17 protein-coding genes are annotated in these 17,547 nt (G+C 63.9%); 12 read left to right on the forward strand and 5 right to left on the reverse strand.

Annotated features, from left to right (window positions below; translation table 11 throughout):
* Positions 1-143: GTPase (locus tag Q1V78_RS08980; RefSeq protein WP_300613797.1), on the reverse strand; the 143-nt coding region annotated here is incomplete at its 3' end.
* A gap of 226 nt (positions 144-369) precedes the next feature.
* On the opposite strand from Q1V78_RS08980, the gene Q1V78_RS08985 reads away from it, so the two are divergent.
* The 4 genes from Q1V78_RS08985 to Q1V78_RS09000 all read left to right on the forward strand — a co-directional run bounded on the left by Q1V78_RS08985 (position 370) and on the right by Q1V78_RS09000 (position 4,809).
* The gene (locus Q1V78_RS08985) at positions 370-2,052 is read left to right on the forward strand and encodes a sodium-dependent transporter (protein ID WP_300613750.1); all 1,683 of its coding nucleotides are present in this window, start codon (positions 370-372) and stop codon (positions 2,050-2,052) included.
* A 1-nt stretch (position 2,053) separates the two neighbouring features.
* Positions 2,054-2,221, forward strand: coding sequence for a methionine/alanine import NSS transporter subunit MetS (gene metS, locus Q1V78_RS08990; RefSeq protein WP_300613752.1), 168 nt, complete (start codon positions 2,054-2,056; stop codon positions 2,219-2,221).
* Positions 2,222-2,317: 96 nt separating this feature from the next.
* Positions 2,318-3,973 (forward strand): AI-2E family transporter, encoded by a 1,656-nt coding sequence (locus Q1V78_RS08995; protein ID WP_300613754.1) that lies wholly within the window; start codon positions 2,318-2,320, stop codon positions 3,971-3,973.
* Positions 3,974-3,978: 5 nt separating this feature from the next.
* Positions 3,979-4,809 carry a DUF6542 domain-containing protein gene (locus tag Q1V78_RS09000; RefSeq protein ID WP_300613756.1) on the forward strand — a complete coding sequence of 277 codons (831 nt, stop codon included), beginning with the start codon at positions 3,979-3,981 and terminating at the stop codon, positions 4,807-4,809.
* Positions 4,810-4,992: 183 nt separating this feature from the next.
* On the opposite strand, the gene Q1V78_RS09005 is transcribed toward Q1V78_RS09000, so the two are convergent.
* Positions 4,993-6,021: a 4-hydroxy-3-methylbut-2-enyl diphosphate reductase gene (locus Q1V78_RS09005; protein WP_300613758.1), complete on the reverse strand. Its 1,029-nt coding sequence runs from the start codon at positions 6,019-6,021 to the stop codon at positions 4,993-4,995.
* A gap of 154 nt (positions 6,022-6,175) precedes the next feature.
* Between Q1V78_RS09005 and xseA the strand changes: the two genes are divergently transcribed.
* Positions 6,176-7,468 carry an exodeoxyribonuclease VII large subunit gene (gene xseA / locus Q1V78_RS09010; RefSeq protein ID WP_300613760.1) on the forward strand — a complete coding sequence of 431 codons (1,293 nt, stop codon included), beginning with the start codon at positions 6,176-6,178 and terminating at the stop codon, positions 7,466-7,468.
* 27 nt (positions 7,469-7,495) lie between these two features.
* Entirely contained in the window at positions 7,496-7,810 is a 315-nt protein-coding gene (locus Q1V78_RS09015) for an exodeoxyribonuclease VII small subunit (RefSeq protein ID WP_300613762.1), read from the forward strand.
* A 3-nt stretch (positions 7,811-7,813) separates the two neighbouring features.
* Here the strand turns inward: Q1V78_RS09015 and Q1V78_RS09020 are convergent, their stop codons facing one another.
* Complete coding sequence (locus Q1V78_RS09020) at positions 7,814-8,470, reverse strand: DUF4245 domain-containing protein (protein ID WP_300613764.1); 657 nt, start codon at positions 8,468-8,470, stop codon at positions 7,814-7,816.
* Positions 8,471-8,694: 224 nt separating this feature from the next.
* Here Q1V78_RS09020 and glpX point away from each other — a divergent pair, with 224 nt between their 5' ends.
* From glpX to Q1V78_RS09040, 4 genes are all read left to right on the forward strand, one after another.
* Positions 8,695-9,723 carry a class II fructose-bisphosphatase gene (gene glpX, locus Q1V78_RS09025; protein WP_300613767.1) on the forward strand — a complete coding sequence of 343 codons (1,029 nt, stop codon included), beginning with the start codon at positions 8,695-8,697 and terminating at the stop codon, positions 9,721-9,723.
* Positions 9,724-9,888: 165 nt separating this feature from the next.
* Positions 9,889-11,292 carry a class II fumarate hydratase gene (locus Q1V78_RS09030; RefSeq protein WP_300613769.1) on the forward strand — a complete coding sequence of 468 codons (1,404 nt, stop codon included), beginning with the start codon at positions 9,889-9,891 and terminating at the stop codon, positions 11,290-11,292.
* Between the two features lie 178 nt (positions 11,293-11,470).
* Positions 11,471-12,181: a TetR/AcrR family transcriptional regulator gene (locus tag Q1V78_RS09035; protein ID WP_300613770.1), complete on the forward strand. Its 711-nt coding sequence runs from the start codon at positions 11,471-11,473 to the stop codon at positions 12,179-12,181.
* Positions 12,182-12,262: 81 nt separating this feature from the next.
* A complete protein-coding gene (locus tag Q1V78_RS09040) occupies positions 12,263-13,822 on the forward strand; it encodes an MDR family MFS transporter (protein WP_300613772.1) in 1,560 nt (519 codons plus the stop codon).
* A gap of 85 nt (positions 13,823-13,907) precedes the next feature.
* Here the strand turns inward: Q1V78_RS09040 and Q1V78_RS09045 are convergent, their stop codons facing one another.
* Together Q1V78_RS09045 and Q1V78_RS09050 are read right to left on the reverse strand one after the other, a co-directional pair.
* Complete coding sequence (locus tag Q1V78_RS09045) at positions 13,908-14,522, reverse strand: GNAT family N-acetyltransferase (protein WP_284759152.1); 615 nt, start codon at positions 14,520-14,522, stop codon at positions 13,908-13,910.
* Positions 14,523-14,538: 16 nt separating this feature from the next.
* Positions 14,539-15,351: a LysR family transcriptional regulator substrate-binding protein gene (locus tag Q1V78_RS09050; protein WP_300613777.1), complete on the reverse strand. Its 813-nt coding sequence runs from the start codon at positions 15,349-15,351 to the stop codon at positions 14,539-14,541.
* Between the two features lie 224 nt (positions 15,352-15,575).
* On the opposite strand from Q1V78_RS09050, the gene Q1V78_RS09055 reads away from it, so the two are divergent.
* Both Q1V78_RS09055 and Q1V78_RS09060 read left to right on the forward strand, forming a co-directional pair.
* Positions 15,576-15,902 (forward strand): DUF5997 family protein, encoded by a 327-nt coding sequence (locus Q1V78_RS09055; protein ID WP_300613799.1) that lies wholly within the window; start codon positions 15,576-15,578, stop codon positions 15,900-15,902.
* Between the two features lie 463 nt (positions 15,903-16,365).
* Positions 16,366-17,535 carry an acyl-CoA dehydrogenase family protein gene (locus Q1V78_RS09060; protein WP_300613780.1) on the forward strand — a complete coding sequence of 390 codons (1,170 nt, stop codon included), beginning with the start codon at positions 16,366-16,368 and terminating at the stop codon, positions 17,533-17,535.
* Positions 17,536-17,547: the final 12 nt, after the last annotated feature.

Here is a 17,547-nt window from a genome sequence, read left to right on the forward strand (position 1 = left end):
TCCGGCAGCTCCACCAGGCCCTCGTTCGGCTCGATCGTGGCGAAGGGGTAATTCGCCGCCAGCACGTCGTTGCGGGTCAGCGCGTTAAAGAGGGTGGACTTTCCGACGTTCGGCAGACCAACGATTCCAAGGGTGAGAGACACTCAACAAGTCCTTACAGGTGCGTTTGAATACTGCCTTCTAGCTTGCCTGAAGTACTCCCCTTGGTTCAAACGCGCCACCCTACCCAATGTTGATCGAGAAAGTCCGTCAAAAATCACTTGGAATTAGCTGTGTGTTGCTAATATCCCCTTTTCAAGAGCGTGAGGTAGATCACCGGACCCGCCGGCGGCCTCCCGCTACTATCTTTTCGATAGGACGCACCACATCATGAGCTCCACAACGCCCGGTGGTTCCACAACCTCCCCCGGCGCACTCACCACCGACTCGCGCTCCCAGGCCCGCGAGACTTTCAACACCCGCCTGGTATTCCTCATGGCGGCGATTGGCTCGGCCGTGGGCTTGGGCAACATTTGGCGTTTCCCCTACGTCGCCTACGATTCCGGCGGCGGCGCCTTCCTCATCCCCTACCTGATCGCTCTGCTGACCGCGGGTGTACCGCTGCTGTGGTTCTTCTTCAGCATCGGCCACCGTTTCCGCGCCTCCGCACCGCTGGCTTACCGCCGCATGGATCGCCGCGCGGAGCCCATCGGCTGGCTGCAGGTGGGCGTAGCCTTCTTCATCACCATCTACTACGCCGCCATCATCGGCTGGGCAGGCCTCTACGCGTGGAAGTCGCTTTCCCTAAGCTGGGGCACGGACACCGAGTCCTACTTCTTCAACGACTTCCTGCAGCTGGACGCCGAGTCCACCCACTCGGGTAAGTTCGTTCTCCCAATCCTGCTGATGATCATCGCCGTGTGGGTAATCACCACCATCGTGCTGGCAGCAGACGTCAACAAGGGTATCGGCAAGCTCACCACTATCTTCGTCCCCCTGCTGATCGTCCTGTTCCTTCTCATGGTCGTTCGCGCTCTGTTCCTGGACGGCGCGCTCGACGGCCTGAACGCCTTCTTCACCCCGGACTGGGGAGCACTGACTGACTCGGGCGTGTGGATCGCGGCCTACGGCCAGATCTTCTTCTCCCTGTCTATCGGCTTCGGCATCATGACCACCTACGCGTCCTACCTGAAGCCACGCACCAACCTGACGAACACCGGTATGGTGACCGCCTTTGCGAACTCCTCCTTCGAGCTGCTGGCGGGTATCGGTGTCTTCGCGGCGCTGGGCTTCATGGCTCACCAGACTCAGACCAACGTCTCTGAGGTTGTCAGCGGCGGCATCGGCCTGGCCTTCGTTGCCTTCCCGACGATCATCAACGAAATGCCTTTCGGTGAGGTCTTCGGAATCCTATTCTTCGTCTCCCTGTTTATCGCCGGCCTGACCTCCCTGATCTCCCTGATGGAGGTCGTGGTCTCCGCGGTCAAGGACAAGTTCAACCTGGAGCGTAAGACCGCCGCGATCATTATCGGCGCCGTTATGGGCACCATCTCCACCCTGCTGTTCTCGGCGACCACCGGCCTGGTCGCTCTGGACATCATGGATAAGTGGACGAACAACATCGGCATCATCTTCTGTGCCTCGCTATCCCTGATCCTCACCGCCTGGGTGTTCAAGCGCCGCGTGGAGATGACCCAGCACCTCAACGCCGTGTCCTCCGTGAAGGTTGGTCCGATCTGGCAGTTCTTCGCTTTCGTCCTGACCCCGATCGTCCTTCTGTACACGATGGTTTCGGAGATCATCGGCCTGATCAAGGAACCTTACGAGGGCTACGCCACCGGTCAGATCACCACCTATGGCTGGCTGGTGCTGGCGGTCATCGCGATCGCCGCGATCATCATGACGGTCGTTCCGTTCCGCCAGGGCATCCACCTCGACGGTGTCCCGGGCTCGGACTACGGCGTGCCGGCCTTCGGCCGCAAGAGCAACGAGCCAAACACCCTGGCCGCTGCAGCACAGAGCCCAGCTGCCACCACCGCATCGTCCAACCCCGCCAAGAAGGGAGACAACTAACATGACCGCAATCGCGCTGATCATGATGGTGCTTTTCATCCTTGTCATCTGGGGCGGCCTCGTCGGATCCATCATCATGCTGACCAACAGCACCGATGAGGAATCGGGCGAGCTGGGAACCGCCCCAGGCACCCACGACGAGGCGCTCGCCGCCGTTCGGGTGTCCTAGCCCCCGCCCGCGTTAACAGCTAACCCCACCGGCAAATCCATGATTTGCGGTGGGGTTAAACATTGTTTTGGCGCACCTTTCAGGCATGATGGACACATGAAATCTTCCAAAGATCCGCACAATGGCGGGCGTGGCGAGGGCGATCACCTCCCCGACCACGACAGCGAGCGCGACTTCGCCGACTTCCTCGCGGGATCCCGGCGCGCGGACCACGAGTCCACGCTGCCTCTGCCCGAGGATCAAGGCCGCAACCGTCACAGCACGGACACCACGTCCACGCAGAACGAGGACAGCGACGCTGAGGGCGTCAACGTCGACGGAGCTGTCCCCACCGTCCCGGAGGACATGGCGGATGACGAAAGCGATGGCAACGAGCACTCCGGCGGCAAGAACAAGCTCGCCGAGAAGCTGAGCGAAAAGTCTCGCGAGTTCCACAAGAAGCATCCGCACCTCCACGACGGCTCGTTGGATAAGTACACCAGCCTGGATGAGGCCGAGGACCTCAACCCCGAAGTGCGGGACCGTGCCGAGGTGCTGGGCACCTCTGTGCGCTGGTTCGCGGGCTGGTGCCTGCGCCTGCTGATCATCGCCCTGGCCGCCTACGTGGCCTCCAAGGCCTTCGGCCAGCTGTGGGTAGGCATCCTGCCGGTTCTGCTGGCGCTCATCGTCTGTACCGTGCTGTGGCCAGTCGTCCGCGTGCTGCGCGAGAAGCTACACTTCCCGAACGCGCTCGCGGTGGCCACGACGATCATCGGCTTCTTCGTGGTGATCGCCGGCCTGTTCGCGCTGATCATCCCGCCTGCCGTGGATCAGTCCCGAGAACTCGCCACCCAAGCCAATGAGGGTATCCGCACGATCCAACGCTGGCTGCAGGGCCCGCCGGTCAATCTGCAGGAGAGCCAGTTCAACGATGCCTTGAATCAGGCGACGAACTGGCTGCAGAACCAGTCGGGGCGCATCGCATCCGAGGTCGCCGCGGGCGCGTCCGCCACCCTGTCTGCCCTGATGACGCTGTTCATCATGCTGGTGCTGACCTTCTTCTTCCTCAAGGACGGCGAGAAATTCTTGCCGATGGTCCGCCGCATCACTGGCCGTCGCGTCGGTTGGCACCTCACCGAGGCGCTGACTCGTTGCTGGCAGACCCTCGGCGGGTTCATCCGCACCCAGGCACTGGTCTCCTTGATCGACGCCGTGTTCATCGGCGGTGGCCTCTTCCTGATGGGCGTTCCGCTGGCGGGTCCGCTGGCGGTGCTGACCTTCTTCGCGGGTTTCATTCCGATCGTCGGTGCCACCGTCGCCGGTGTCCTCTCGGTCCTGATCGCCCTAGTGGGCGTGGGCTTCAAGACAGCGATCTTCACCCTGATCCTGGTGCTGGCTGTCCAGCAGCTGGAGGGCAACGTGCTGTCGCCGTGGCTGCAGGCCAGGGCGATGAACCTCCACCCGGTGATCGTGCTGCTGGCAGTGACGCTGGGTGGCACGCTCTTCGGCATCATCGGCGCGTTCCTGGCGGTGCCGGCTGCCGCGATGATCGCCGTCGTCCTGCGCTACATGGGCGACCTGACGGATCTGGCGACGGGCGAGAAGTCCATGGAGGATATCGAGTTCGCCACCACCGCGGGGTCTCTGTCCGGTGCGCAGTCCCAGCGCAAGGCGGAGCAATGGCTGGCGGGCCAGCGGGGTGCGATGAAGGTCACCAAGGAAAAGCTGACATTCAGCAACCTTCTTAACCCGCTTCGTAAGGGCGATAAGTAACATCAATGGCCGTGTCTGATACCTCCCCGCATAACGCAAGTTCCCGCTTCCCCGTCTGGTCGCCCCTGCTGGTGATGACCGCGGTGTTGCTGACTGGGCTTGTCATCGGCTGGGGCAGCACGACGCTGCCGACGGGGTATTTTGTGCTCTTCGCTGCCGCCATGGTGGTCTGCACCCTGTTCGTGGAGCCGCGTGGCCTGTTCCTGACGGTGGCCTCGTTCCCCCTCTGGTTCACTGTGGGGACGTTCATCGTGGCCCGCATCGCAGCCCCCTCCGGCGGTTCGGCCAAGGCGAAGTTGGCGACGTCGGCCTACCCGATCGTCCAGCATTACCTGTGGCTCGCTGTCACGATGCTGATCTGCGTGCTGCTCGCTGCGGTGCGGTGGTGGCTGTACCGGGAGAGCGTCGACCGTGCGCGGGCCAGGGCCACGCAGCGCCGTCGCCGCCAGTCCGACGCCAACCGCTCCAACGAGGAGCTTTCCCAGCGCGCTCGTTCTCGTGCCGCACACCGGCGTTCGGCTACCAGCGGGAAGAATGTGCCCTTCGACCCGGCGCGATTCCAGCAGCGCCGTACTGAGGGAACTCGTAGCTATAGCCGTGAGGATCTGCGGGCCTCCTCGGAGCGCCGCCGCGGTGTCCCGGGCCGGGCGGATGAACGCTCGGCGCCGCGCTACCCCTCTTCCGAGTCCTCATCCCGGTACTCGACTGGCTACTCCTCCCGCACCGAGGGCGCATCGCGCTCTGGGCGCTCGGAGTACGGCAGTCGCCGCAGCCCTCTGCCGCGGAGCCGCCACACCGACGCCGGGCGGGAGTCCACTGAGGACCGCGACTACTAGAGGGAACGCAGTGGGACTAAAGATCAGGGCCCGCCCCGAACCTCCACTCGGGAGGCAAGCCAGCTGATCTAGCTTTCGGCTTGCGCCTTTCAAAAAGCAAAACCCGCCACGACCATGGTCGTGGCGGGTTTTCACATCACGCCGGGGTGGATCTCTCTCCTCCCCGGCCTCGACGTTCGGTGACTAAGCCTTCCGGCCGGCGGTGCGGGACGGGCGCAGCTCGCGCGGCAGGGAGAAGATCAGATCCTCCGTGGCGGTGGTGACCTCCTCAACCTCGGCATAGCCACGCTCGGCGAGCAGCTCGAGAACACCGCGGACGAGGATCTCCGGCACGGAGGCACCCGAGGTCACGCCGACGTTCTCAACGCCCTCGAACCACCCCGGCTTGACCTGCTCGGCGTAGTCGACGAGGTGGGCGTCCTTCGCTCCGTTCTGCAGCGCGACCTCAACGAGCCGCACCGAGTTGGAGGAGTTCTGGGAGCCAACGACGATCATCAGGTCGACCTTCGGCGCAATGGCCTTCACGGCGACCTGGCGGTTCTGGGTGGCGTAGCAGATGTCATCGGACGGCGGGTCCTGGATGTGCGGGAACTTTTCCCGCAGCATCTTCACGGTGCGCATCGTCTCGTCGACGGAGAGGGTGGTTTGGGAAAGCCAGACGAGCTTCGCGTCATCCGCGAACTCCAGCTTGTCGACATCCTCCTGGTCCTCGACGAGGTGGACGACGTCCGGGGCCTCGCCTGCGGTGCCTTCGACCTCTTCGTGGCCGTGGTGGCCGATGAGGATGATCTGGTAGCCCTGCTTCGCGAAGCGGGTGACCTCGTGGTGCACCTTGGTGACCAGCGGGCAGGTTGCGTCGAAGGTCTTCAGCTCCAGCTGGAGGGCCTGGTCGCGGACGGCCGGGGACACGCCGTGGGCGGAGAAGACGACGTTGGAGCCGCGGGGCACCTCGTCGGTTTCATCGACGAAGATCACCCCGCGTTCCTCGAAGGTCTTGACGACGTGCTTGTTGTGCACGATCTCCTTGCGGACGTACAGCGGCTCGCCATGCTTTTCGAGCGCCTTTTCTACGGTCTCAACGGCACGATCCACGCCGGCGCAGTAGCCACGCGGTGCGGCGAGGTAAACTTTCTTCTTCCCCGCGGTGTCCGCTGGGGTGGCCACGGTGGTCTCGTCGTTTTGTCGGGTGTCGGTAGTACCAGGCAAAGTCATGCTCCCCACCTTAGCCCAGCTGCCAAATCAAGGGCTTTTCCGCGGTTCCGTCGCGGCCGTTGGCACGGACTTCGAACGTGTTCGCCGGTAGCCAAGCGCGCGTTGTCTGCGAGGCCTCCCGGGCTTGTCTGCAGCGATCTCTACAATGACTCGCATGAACGCGAACTCACCGGAGCAGCCGTGGCCCGTGTCCATGGTCAACCAGAAGATCAAGGGGTGGATCGAACGCCTCGGCTTCTTGTGGGTGGAGGGCCAGATCACGCAGGTCAACATGAAGCCGACGTGGAAGCTGTCCTACATCACCCTGCGTGATGTGGAAAAGGACCTCTCCATTCCGCTGACCATGAACACCCGCACCCTGCAGAACCTGCCGACCCCGTTGCGTGATGGCGACCGGGTGGTGGTCTACGGCAAACCCGCTTTCTACGCGGGCCGGGGTTCCTTCTCGCTGTGGGTGACCCAGGTGCGTCAGGTTGGCGTGGGCGAGCTGCTGGCACGCATCGAGCAGTTGAAGCGGGCGCTGAGCGCCGAGGGGCTCTTTGATCCTCGCTTGAAGACCGCTCCCCCGTTCCTGCCGAAGAAGATCGGCCTGATCACCGGGCGGGGTTCTGCCGCGGAGCGGGACGTGCTGAGTGTCGCCCAGCAGCGGTGGCCGGCCGTGCGCTTCGAGGTGATCAACACCGCGGTACAGGGGCCGAATACGGTGCCCGAGGTGGTCGCTGCACTAGAGCGACTCGAGGCCGACGAGGACGTCGACGTCATCATCGTCGCCCGTGGCGGTGGCTCGGTGGAGGATCTGCTGCCATTTTCCGAGGAGGCGCTGGTCCGCGCGGTGGCAAGGATGCGGACCCCGGTGGTCTCGGCGATCGGACACGAGCCGGATAATCCCGTGCTCGACCTGGTTGCCGATGTGCGGGCCGCAACCCCCACCGACGCAGCGAAAAAGGTGGTGCCAGATGTGCTCGGCGAGCAGCAGGCGATCACGGAACTGCGCCAACGGGCCGTGGGTGCCCTGCGCAGTTGGGTGCGCTCGGAGCGCCGGCAGCTTGAAGGGGTCCGCTCCCGGCCAGTGCTGGCTGACCCGCTGATCCCCCTGCGCAGGCAGCGGGAGATCATCGAGGAGGCAGTGGGGCGGAAAGATCGCGCGCTCGGACTGCTTGTTCGCGACATGCGTTCCCGCATCACCTCGCTGCGCGCCCAGGTCAACGCGCTAGGGCCGTCCCAGACTCTGGCCCGCGGCTACTCGATCATGCAGGTCATCCCCCGGGATGGGTCGGGCCCTGCCGTGGTCACCACGGTGGCGGATGTCAGCCCCGGCTCGCAGTTGCGCATCCGAGTGGCGGATGGTTCCGTGACCGCCGCGGCGATGGCGGTGGAGCGAGCCCCCGGCTCAGAAGCTTCAGATACGACGCAAGCTAACGCACCGACAAACACCGAAGAAGAATAGTTTTTAAGGATCAGTGAAGGAGCAGCCATGAGTGAGCAGCAGAAGTTTCGCCCGATCGACGAGCTGAATTATGAGCAGGCCCGCGACGAGCTGGTAGAGGTCGTTCGCATCCTCGAGCTCGGCCAGATGAGCCTCGACGAGTCGCTGAATTACTGGGAGCGAGGCGAAGAGCTAGCGGCGTACTGCGAGAAATACCTGGATGGGGCAAGCACGCGCATCGAAAAAGCCCTGGCCGCGCGGGAAAACGCAGGCCAGGGCGGTTCGCCTCAGGATAATGCGGGACAGGGCTCTTCGGGGCAGGGCGGCGACGGTCAACAGACCGGCGCGCCGAGCAGCTCTTAATCCCTACCGGGCGTCGCCGGCTGCACCACCGGTGGCTCCGTCCGCAGCACCGTCGCGTCCGGGAGCACCCTCGGTCGGCTGGGAGTTAGCCGAGACCTCCAGCGGCTTGGTCTTCGCCGTGATCTCCGCGGCGGTTGCCATGTCCTCGTGGCTGGCCATCCCCTCCAGAATCAAGCGCGTCTCACCGGTGTCGGCGACCCAGATTGGGCGGGCGTCCTCCCCCTTGTAGACGTGCCAGGTCAGCCCGCCGGCTTCCTCAGTCCCCGCAGCCTCGCGGAAGTGCTGATCCGGCTGGGTTGCGGCCTTAAAGTCCGCAGAGGTCTGACGCAGCGAGATGTACCGCTCCCCGTCGATGACCCAGCCCACCAGCGGCGCAGGTTCTGCCCCAACCTGGGATCGGCGGGCGGAGTTCGGCACCCAACCCTCTGGCATCTTGGGCTCCCGCAGCGGGAAGTTCATACCCCGTGCCTCCAGGGTGAGGAAGGAGTGGGCATCCACCTCACGGACCGGGCCGGACTTGTCCGGCCCACCCGGGTTGAAGGAACACAGGCCGGTAAAGCCCACCGTGAAGAACGTCACGAGGAGGAGGACACCGAGGGTCAGCAGGATGTCCTTCGTGGACTGAAACAGACGGGGCTTTTCGATACGCACGCCGGTCATTATCCCAAAAGCAGGCGGAATTGGTAATTCCCACTCGCACTCGCAATCACGGGGACTGCCCGAGTTAGGGCAGTCCCCACGTCGCTGCCGACCTCTGTGTGCGGAGAGATATAAAATGAGGGCCGTACAGGGCTGCACTCTGCCGGAACTACAAAAACGTGGCGGAGTCGATCAGCACGCTCAGCCCGCACGATCCAATCGAGTGAAAGAGTTGGTTTAACACCATGTCCGCCGATAATTCCAGCGCCACCCCACAGTCGACCAAGCAGGCCCCCGATCGCAACCTCGCCATGGAGCTCGTGCGCGTGACTGAGGCTGCCGCACTTGCGTCCGGAAAGTGGGTCGGTCGCGGCCAGAAGGAGTCCGGCGACGGCGCCGCTGTGGACGCGATGCGCATGATGATCAACTCCGTCGCAATGGACGGCGTCGTCGTCATCGGCGAGGGCGAGAAGGACGAAGCACCGATGTTGTTCAACGGCGAGTCCGTGGGCACGGGCAAGGGCCCGGCGGTGGACATCGCCGTCGACCCGGTGGACGGCACCACCCTGATGGCAGAGGGCCGCCCGAACGCGATCTCCGTCATCGCAGCGGCGGAGCGCGGCAGCATGTACGACCCATCCGCGGTGTTCTACATGAAGAAGATCGCCGTCGGCCCGGAGGCCAAGGGTCTGATCGAGCTGGACGCACCGGCTTCCCACAACATCCAGGTCGTCGCAAAGGCCAAGGGCATCGCCCCCGAGGAGGTCACCGTCGTGGTCCTGGACCGCCCGCGCCACCACGACCTGATCCGCGAGATCCGCGAGGCTGGCGCGAAGGTCCGCCTGATCGGTGACGGCGACGTCGCCGGCGCGGTCGCCGCCGCCCAGGACTACTCCACCAACTCCGTGGACATCATGATGGGCATCGGCGGCACCCCGGAGGGCGTCATCACCGCCGCAGCCATGAAGTGCATGGGTGGCGAGATCCTGGGCCAGCTGTGGCCGAAGGACGATGAAGAGCGTCAGAAGGCCATCGACGCCGGCCACGACCTCTCCAAGATCCTCACCACCGATGACCTGGTGAACTCCGAGCACTGCTACTTCGTCGCCACCGGCGTGACCGACGGCGACATGCTGCGCGGCGTGTCCTACCGCAACCGCTCCGCGGTGACCCGCTCCCTGGTCATGCGGTCGAAGTCCGGCACCATCCGCTTCCTCGAGTCCCAGCACCAGCTGGGCAAGCTCCAGGAGTACTCGGTGCTCGACTACATCTAAAGCACGCGTCGAGCTCTCCTCGAGCGCGTGTCAACCGCCGCGCGACCCGGCCTCGCAAAGCTCGGTAGAATGTTTTGTGGCATGGGGAGCGCCTGAAGCTCCCCGCCCCAGCTGGGGCGCGCGATAATCCGAACTATTAATTCTTCAGAAAAGAAGGTAGCGATTATGACCGATCAAGAGTTCCGCATCGAACACGACACGATGGGCGAGGTTAAGGTCCCGGCGAAGGCCCTGTGGCGCGCCCAGACCCAGCGCGCAGTGGAGAACTTCCCGATCTCCGGCCGCCCGCTGGAGAGCGCACAGATCCGCGCGATGGGCCTGCTGAAGGCAGCCTGCGCCAAGGTCAACATCGAGCGCGGCCTGCTCCCAGAGGAGAAGGGCCAGGCCATCGTCGACGCCGCGCTGCGCATCGCCGATAACGAGTTCGACGCCGAGTTCCCGATCGACGTCTTCCAGACCGGCTCCGGCACCTCCTCCAACATGAACACCAACGAGGTCATCGCATCCCTGGCTAAGCAGGCAGGCGTCGAGGTCCACCCGAACGACGACGTCAACATGGGCCAGTCCTCCAACGACACCTTCCCGACCGCGACCCACGTTGCCACCACCGAGGCTGCGGTCAAGGACCTCGTCCCGGCCCTGGAGAAGCTTGAGGCTTCCCTCCTGAACAAGGCCAAGGAGTACAAGAACGTCGTGAAGTCCGGCCGCACCCACCTGATGGACGCGGTTCCGGTCACCCTGGGCCAGGAGTTCGGTAGCTACGCCCGCCAGATCGAGCTCGGCATCGAGCGCGTGAAGGCTACCCTGCCGCGCGTCGGCGAGCTGCCTATCGGCGGCACCGCAACCGGCACCGGCCTGAACACCCCGGCGGACTTCGGCGCGAAGGTCACCGAGGAGCTCAAGAACCTCACCGGCCTGGACGTCCTGAAGGAAGCCGAGGACCACTTCGAGGCTCAGGCCAACCGCGACGGCCTGGTCGAGATGTCCGGCGCTCTGCGCAGCGTCGCCGTCTCCTTCTACAAGATCGCCAACGACATCCGCCTGATGGGTTCCGGCCCGTTGACCGGCCTGGGCGAGCTGCACCTGCCGGACCTGCAGCCGGGTTCCTCCATCATGCCGGGCAAGGTCAACCCTGTTCTGTGTGAGACCGCAACCCAGGTCTCCGCGCAGGTCATCGGCAACGACGCCGCGATCGCTTTCGGCGGCACCCAGGGCCAGTTCGAGCTGAACGTCTTCATCCCGATGATGGCCCGCAACGTGCTCGAGTCCATCAAGCTTCTGGCGAACACCGCCACCGTCTTCGCCGAGCGCCTCGTCGACGGCCTGGAGGCCAACGAGGAGCACATGAAGCTGGAGGCCGAGAAGTCCCCGTCCATCGTGACCCCGCTGAACTCCGCGATCGGTTACGAGAACGCAGCTAAGGTCGCAAAGACCGCGCTGGCTGAGGGCAAGACCATCCGTCAGACCGTCATCGACCTGGGCTTCGTCCCGGAGAAGCTCTCCGAGGAGGAGCTGGACAAGCGCCTCGACGTGCTGGCGATGGCCAACACCGACCGCGACCGCTTCTAAGAAGCACCCCGCCGCGCTGAACTGGCATTTGACCAGTTCACGCGCCGCGTCGCCGGCCGGGCTTCGGATCACCGTGGCCCGGCCGGTTTTCTTGCACCTGCCCTATGGCCCGAAGTATCGGCCATCTCACATATTTTTGCATTGCGTGCAATAGTGCACTGAGCGTAATCTTCTTCGGGTGACACAGCACCAAGATCCCGAGCACACCGGCCCTCCGACCGGACGGCGTGAGCGAAACCGGCTCCAAACCACGCTGACCATCGAGGACGTGGCCACCCGCCTCTTCCTCGAGCACGGCGTGGATGCAGTGACCGTGGAGCAGATTTGCGAAGGCGCAGACATTAGCCGCAGAAGCTTTTTCAACTACTTCGAATCCAAGGCCCAGCTGCTGAGCGGCCCGTCAGCCAGCGTCATAACTCCAGAACTGCTCGCGGAGATCAGCGAATTGCCTGCCGAGACCGCCCTCCCCTTCCCGGCGCGGGTTGTGGAGCTGGTCGGCAGGGCGCATATTGAGGTCCAGACACGGCGGCATGCCCGTTCGATCGACCCAGCGCTCTCCCGGGAGATCGCCCGGCGCCGTGCTGTGCTCCTTCGCACCTCCCCCGAGCTGCTCTACGACCGCCATCGTTCGCTCCATGAGGCTAAGGAACGCCTCAAGAAGGCCATTATCGCCAACCTGACCGAGCATCCCGCCAACCGATGCTTGCGGGATCTGCCGCTCGAGCAGGAAGCGCGTCTGCTGGTCAACATGGTGACCTCCACGGTGTGGTCCGCGTTCGCCCTGGCACACAGTTCCGATAGCGGCATCGCCGACGCCGAGGCCTTCACCGCCGCTACCCGCGCCCTCGGCACGCTCCATGGTGGTTTCGACCGGCTGAGCTTTGAGTGACCGAGCTTGCAGGCGGGGACGTCGTCCCCTCCCCAACCGACACAGACATCACAACAACGAACCCAACAGCAGGAAGAAAAGATGACAGATACCGCGTCCACCGCCCCCGGAAAGGACTACCGCCAGCAAAATAACGTCCCGCTGGTTTTCGCATCGCTGATGATCGGCATGCTCATGTCCTCGCTGGGGCAGATGATCTTCGCCACGGCACTGCCGACGCTGGTCGGCGAGCTGGGCGGGGCGGACAAGATGAGCTGGGTCATCACCGCGTTTTTGGTGACGATGACCATTGGCATGCCGATCTACGGCAAGCTCGGCGATCAGCTCGGGCGCAAGCCGCTGTATCTGTTCGCGATTGCGGTCTTCCTGCTCGGCTCGGTGATTGGCGCGAATGCGCAGTCCATGGGGATGATGATCCTCGCCCGCGCCGTACAGGGCGTGGGCGGTGGTGGCCTGATGGTGCTCTCCCAGGCGATCATTGCAGACGTTGTCCCGGCCCGTGAGCGCGGCAAGTACATGGGGCTGATGGGCGCGGTGTTTGGCCTGTCGAGCGTGCTTGGTCCCCTGCTGGGTGGATTCTTTACCGACGGACCCGGCTGGCGGTGGGCGCTGTGGTTCAACGTGCCGCTGGCGGTCATTGCGTTCACGCTCTCGGCTTTCGCGCTCAAGCTGCCGCGGCGCGGGCAGCGCGCGCCATTCGACTGGTTCGGCGCCCTGCTGCTGGCTGCGGCAACGAGCACGCTGATCCTGGCGCTGACGTGGGGTGGCCGCGATTACGGCTGGACCGATCCGGTCATCCTGGGGCTGCTGGGCACCACTATCGTGGCCACCGCATTGTTCCTGGTGGTTGAGCCGCGGGTTGCGAACCCGGTGCTGCCGACGAAGCTTTTTGGGGTGCGCAACTTCGCGCTAACCACGATCTCCAGCATTATCGTTGGCGTGGCGATGTTCGGTGCGATGGCTTATCTGCCGACGTATATCCAGATGATTCACGGCCTGTCCCCCACGGCTGCCGGGCTCATGATGATCCCGATGATGGCCGGAATGCTGATCTCCTCGACCACATCGGGGCGCTACATCTCGAGCACGGGAAAGTATAAGTACTTCCCGGTCGTGGGCCTGGGGATCGCGACGGTCGCGTTGGTGATGGTGGGGCGGCTGACCCCGGATTCCTCGATGCAGTACCTGGGGCTGTGCCTCGCCGTGTTCGGCGTGGGGCTGGGTCTGACGGTGCCGATTCTGACGCTGGTGGTGCAGAACACCTTCCCCATCAAGATTGTTGGTACCGCGACGGCGGCGAATAACTTCTTCCGCCAGATCGGCGGTTCGGTGGGCGCTGCGGTGGTGGGCAGTCTGTTTAGCCACCGGGCAGGCGAGTTTATGGCGCAGCGGCTGCCGGAGGCGCTGGCTGCGATGGGCCCTGCGGGGGCGCCGTATGCGGAGAAGTTCGCCCACGGTGGGCAGCACAGTTTGACGCCGCATGCGGTGCACGAGCTGCCGGATCCGGTGCGGGATGCTGTGGTGGGCGCCTATAACGATGCGCTGGTGCCGGTGTTGGGATGGTTGGCGCCGGCGATGCTGGTGGCGGGGTTGGTGCTGGTCTTCATTCGGCCCCAGCGACTCAGCGAGACGCTAGACTAATAGGGCGTCTCAGCTGGGCGCGACATCAAACACAGCGGCTCAGCGAGACGCTATCCAAGCGGGGCGTCTCAGCTGGGCAGGGGGATTATTCGCCGTTGCGGGCGGGGCCTTCCTCGAGGACGAGCTCGTAGACCTGGTTATCGCGCCAGGCGTCCTTCTTGGGCCCGTAGCTCATCTTTGCCATGGAGTGGAAGGTCCCGACGAGTTCGAAACCGCGGGAGACGTGCAGCCGCACGGAGCCTTCGTTTTCCGGGAAGATGTGGGAGTGGATGGACCAGCGGCCTGCCTTGGTGGCCTCGGCGATGAGGGTGTCAAGCAGCTTGCCACCTACGCCACGCCCCTTGGCGTCGCTGGACATGTAGATCGAGTCCTCGATCACGCCGTGGAAGACTTCGCGCTGGCTGGCTGGGGAGGCAGCGATCCAGCCGAGGATCTTGCCGGTGGCTTCGTCTTCGGCGACGAAGGTCAGTTCCAGCAGGCGGGCCGCCCGGAAGTCCTCCCATTCGGGGGCTTCGGCCTCGAAGGTGGCTTCGCCGGTGTTCATGCCTTCTTGCAGGATAGCGCGCACCTCCGGGTAGTCCTCTTCGCGGAGGTTGCGGATGATGATGCTGTCTTCTGCGCGCTTCGGGCTTTCGACGTCCTGGATCTTCGGCTCGGATCCGCCCGTCGTCTCTGGAGTGTTCTTACCCACGGTCGTCATGGCACATGATTCTGCCTTAGTGCTGGCGGCCTTTCCAATTTTTTTTGCCGCTTTTCTTGCGCGCACCCGTGCGTCCGCGGGGTCGGGGCGGGGTGGCTACCGACGACGTCGCGGTTCTTTGGGCGCGACCGGCCCGTTTCTGTTCCGCGCCGCTGAGTTCCCCGCGGCTGCTTCCAGCCTTTCGGCCGCGGCAGATGCCGACGAATTCCTGGACCTCTTCGGCGTCCCGCTCTTTCAGCCAGACGACGGCGACGACGGTCGTGCCTGGCCACTCTGAACCGGGCGCGGTGCTCTCTTCCTCACCGCTCTTCGCCGTCTGATCGACTGAACCTGCTTCCGAATCTTCGTCCCGCGGTGCGGGGAGCAGGAGTTCGCGGTTGACCACTCCCCTGGTTCTCAGGGCCCGCAGGAGTGGGCGGGGTGCGACGGCGATTCCGACGTTGGCTGCGACAACACCCAGCATTTCGCGGAGTTTGGGCAGGTCGTCGATACCGTCGGCGGGGGTGGTGTACATGAACATCTCTTCGGAGAGTTCGGCCCACTTGACCCGGTCCATCACCTCGATCGGGTGCTCCTTGGGGGCGGCCACACCCATTTGTTCCTCATAGAGGGTCACGGCGTGGAATTTATCCTTGTCCACGCCCCTCTGGCCGAGACGGACGATCGCAACGTCCGCTTCTCCCCTGTTTATATATGTCAGCGGGTCGTCCGCGGCGGCGCCGGCACTTCGCCAGCCGGGGACGCGGTCGTCGAAGCGAGCGAACCACTTGTCCGGGTTGATGCCGGGGCTGAAGACGACGCGGAGGTAGCGCGGGGCGAGCTGAGCCATGGGGACATACTATCGCGAGGCCACGCGGGTGCTTAAGGAATGTCAGGCCAGGTTGTCGGGAGGCGGGGTTAGCAGGCACTTGGCTCTAGGATGGGGATGGGAAAGTTGAGTATGCGCAGCGCCGCTACTGGCGGCGCGCGGACGAGAGAAATACCGGCTCGGACAGTATGTCTGAGCGATCAGGAGAGGCAATGACAGAGAAGAACGTCTCAAAGGGACCAAAAATGAAGCCAATGACGGCGGCAAAGAAGCTGGGGATCTACCTACCGGCCGCCCCGGAGGAGTTTCAGAACACCCCGCTGGCCCACGAGGAGTTCGTGGAGCTGCAGCAGAACCCACCTGAGTGGCTGCAGCAGCTGCGCCTCGAGGGCCCCCACCCACGCCCTGAGGTGGCACGGAAGCTGGGCATTACGATCACCGCCCTGCGCAAGAATGATCTGGATAAGCCGCTGACCACCTCCGAGATCAAGGAGCTGCTGGAGAATCAGCCGGAGTGGCTGCGCGAGGCTCGGAAGTCGCTGGCGGAAAATCGCCCCGGCGGAAAGAACTAGGTCATCCGCCCTGGGGGGAACGACTTAAGGGAAAAGCTCAGGCGGGGCTTAAGCACTGTGATGCTTAAGCCCCGCCTGAGCTTTTGGTACCCGTGCGACGACACCGGGTGTACCCGTTATTTACCGCCGTGGGTGACTAGGCCACGGCAGCTTTTCAACCCGTCGCTTCCATTCGCGCCGTGACAAGTTGCTCGGGTGGGGCGAGAAGAGGAGCCTTCCCGAGCGACGCGGCAGAAAACGACTATCCACTACTGGCGCACCTCGTGAGATCATCCCCCGTGGGCGCTGATTTGAGGTTAGCATTACCTAAGTTTACGCACAAGGGTTTAAAAATATTTCTTCATAAATAGGTGACTGAGACCACAAAGCGTTACTATGAACATAAGCATTAAGAGTTCTGGATCACAGTGCGAACTGTGCCGGCTCTTTCACCGAACATCCCCCGACTTCCGGAGAGGACAACATGAAGAACTACCTTCCGCGCACCCTGTTCAACGAAGAGCACGAGATGTTCCGCGAGGCCGTCCGCGGCTTCGTGGAGACCGAAATCCACCCGAACGTAGAGCGCTGGCATGACCAGGGCTACGTCGACCGCGAGATGTTCAAGAAGGCCGGCGACATGGGCCTGCTGGGCATGGAGGTCGACGAGCAGTGGGGCGGCGGCGGAATGAACGACTACCGCTTCAACGCCGTGCTGACCGAGGAGCTCGCCAAGGCAGACTCCGGCTCCATCATCGTGGGCATCCAGACCATCAACGACCTGGTCATCCCATACCTGCAGCGCTTCGCCAACGACGAGCAGAAGGAGCGCTTCCTCAAGCCACTGTGCTCCGGTGAGAAGATCGCCGCAATCGCCATGACCGAGCCGGAGGCCGGCGCCGACCTGGCTGGCATCCGCACCCTGGCCCGCGACAACGGCGACGGCTCCTTCACCGTCAACGGCGCGAAGACCTTCATCTCCAACGGTGTCCAGGCTGACTTCACCATCATCGTCGCCATCACCGACCCAGAGAAGGGTCGCGCAGGCATCTCCCTGCTCATCGTCGAGGACGGCATGGAGGGCTACACCAAGACCGGCCCGCTGAAGAAGGTCGGTCTGAAGTCTCAGGACACCGCCGAGCTCTCCTTCGAGAACGTCCAGATCCCGGCTGAGAACCTGCTGGGCGAGCGCGGCGCTGGCTTCGGCTACCTGCGCCACAACCTGGCTCAGGAGCGCCTGTCCATCGCCGTGGGCTCCATCGCAACCTCCCGCCGCGCGTTCGACCTGGTGTACCAGCACTCCCAGGACCGCAAGACCTTCGGCAACCGTCTGGTCGACCACCAGGCCTACCGCTGGGAGCTGGCCAAGATGGTGCAGGGCCTGCAGGCTGCACAGTCCTTCGTCGACGCTTGCATCGAGGCCAAGGTCAAGGGCGAGCTGGACGAGACCACCGCTGCGATGGCGAAGTACCACACCACCGAGCTGCAGATCGATGTCGTGAACCAGGCACTGCAGATGCACGGCGGCTACGGCTTCATGCTGGAGTACCCGATCGCTACCCACTACCTGGACTCCCGCGTCCAGCCGATCTACGGTGGCCCGAACGAGATCATGCTGGAGATCATCTCCCGCAAGCTGGCTAAGGGCGAGTAAGCCACTCCCCCC

It is taken from the genome of Corynebacterium sp., assembly GCF_030152825.1.
In the GTDB taxonomy this organism is placed as follows: Bacteria; Actinomycetota; Actinomycetes; order Mycobacteriales; family Mycobacteriaceae; genus Corynebacterium.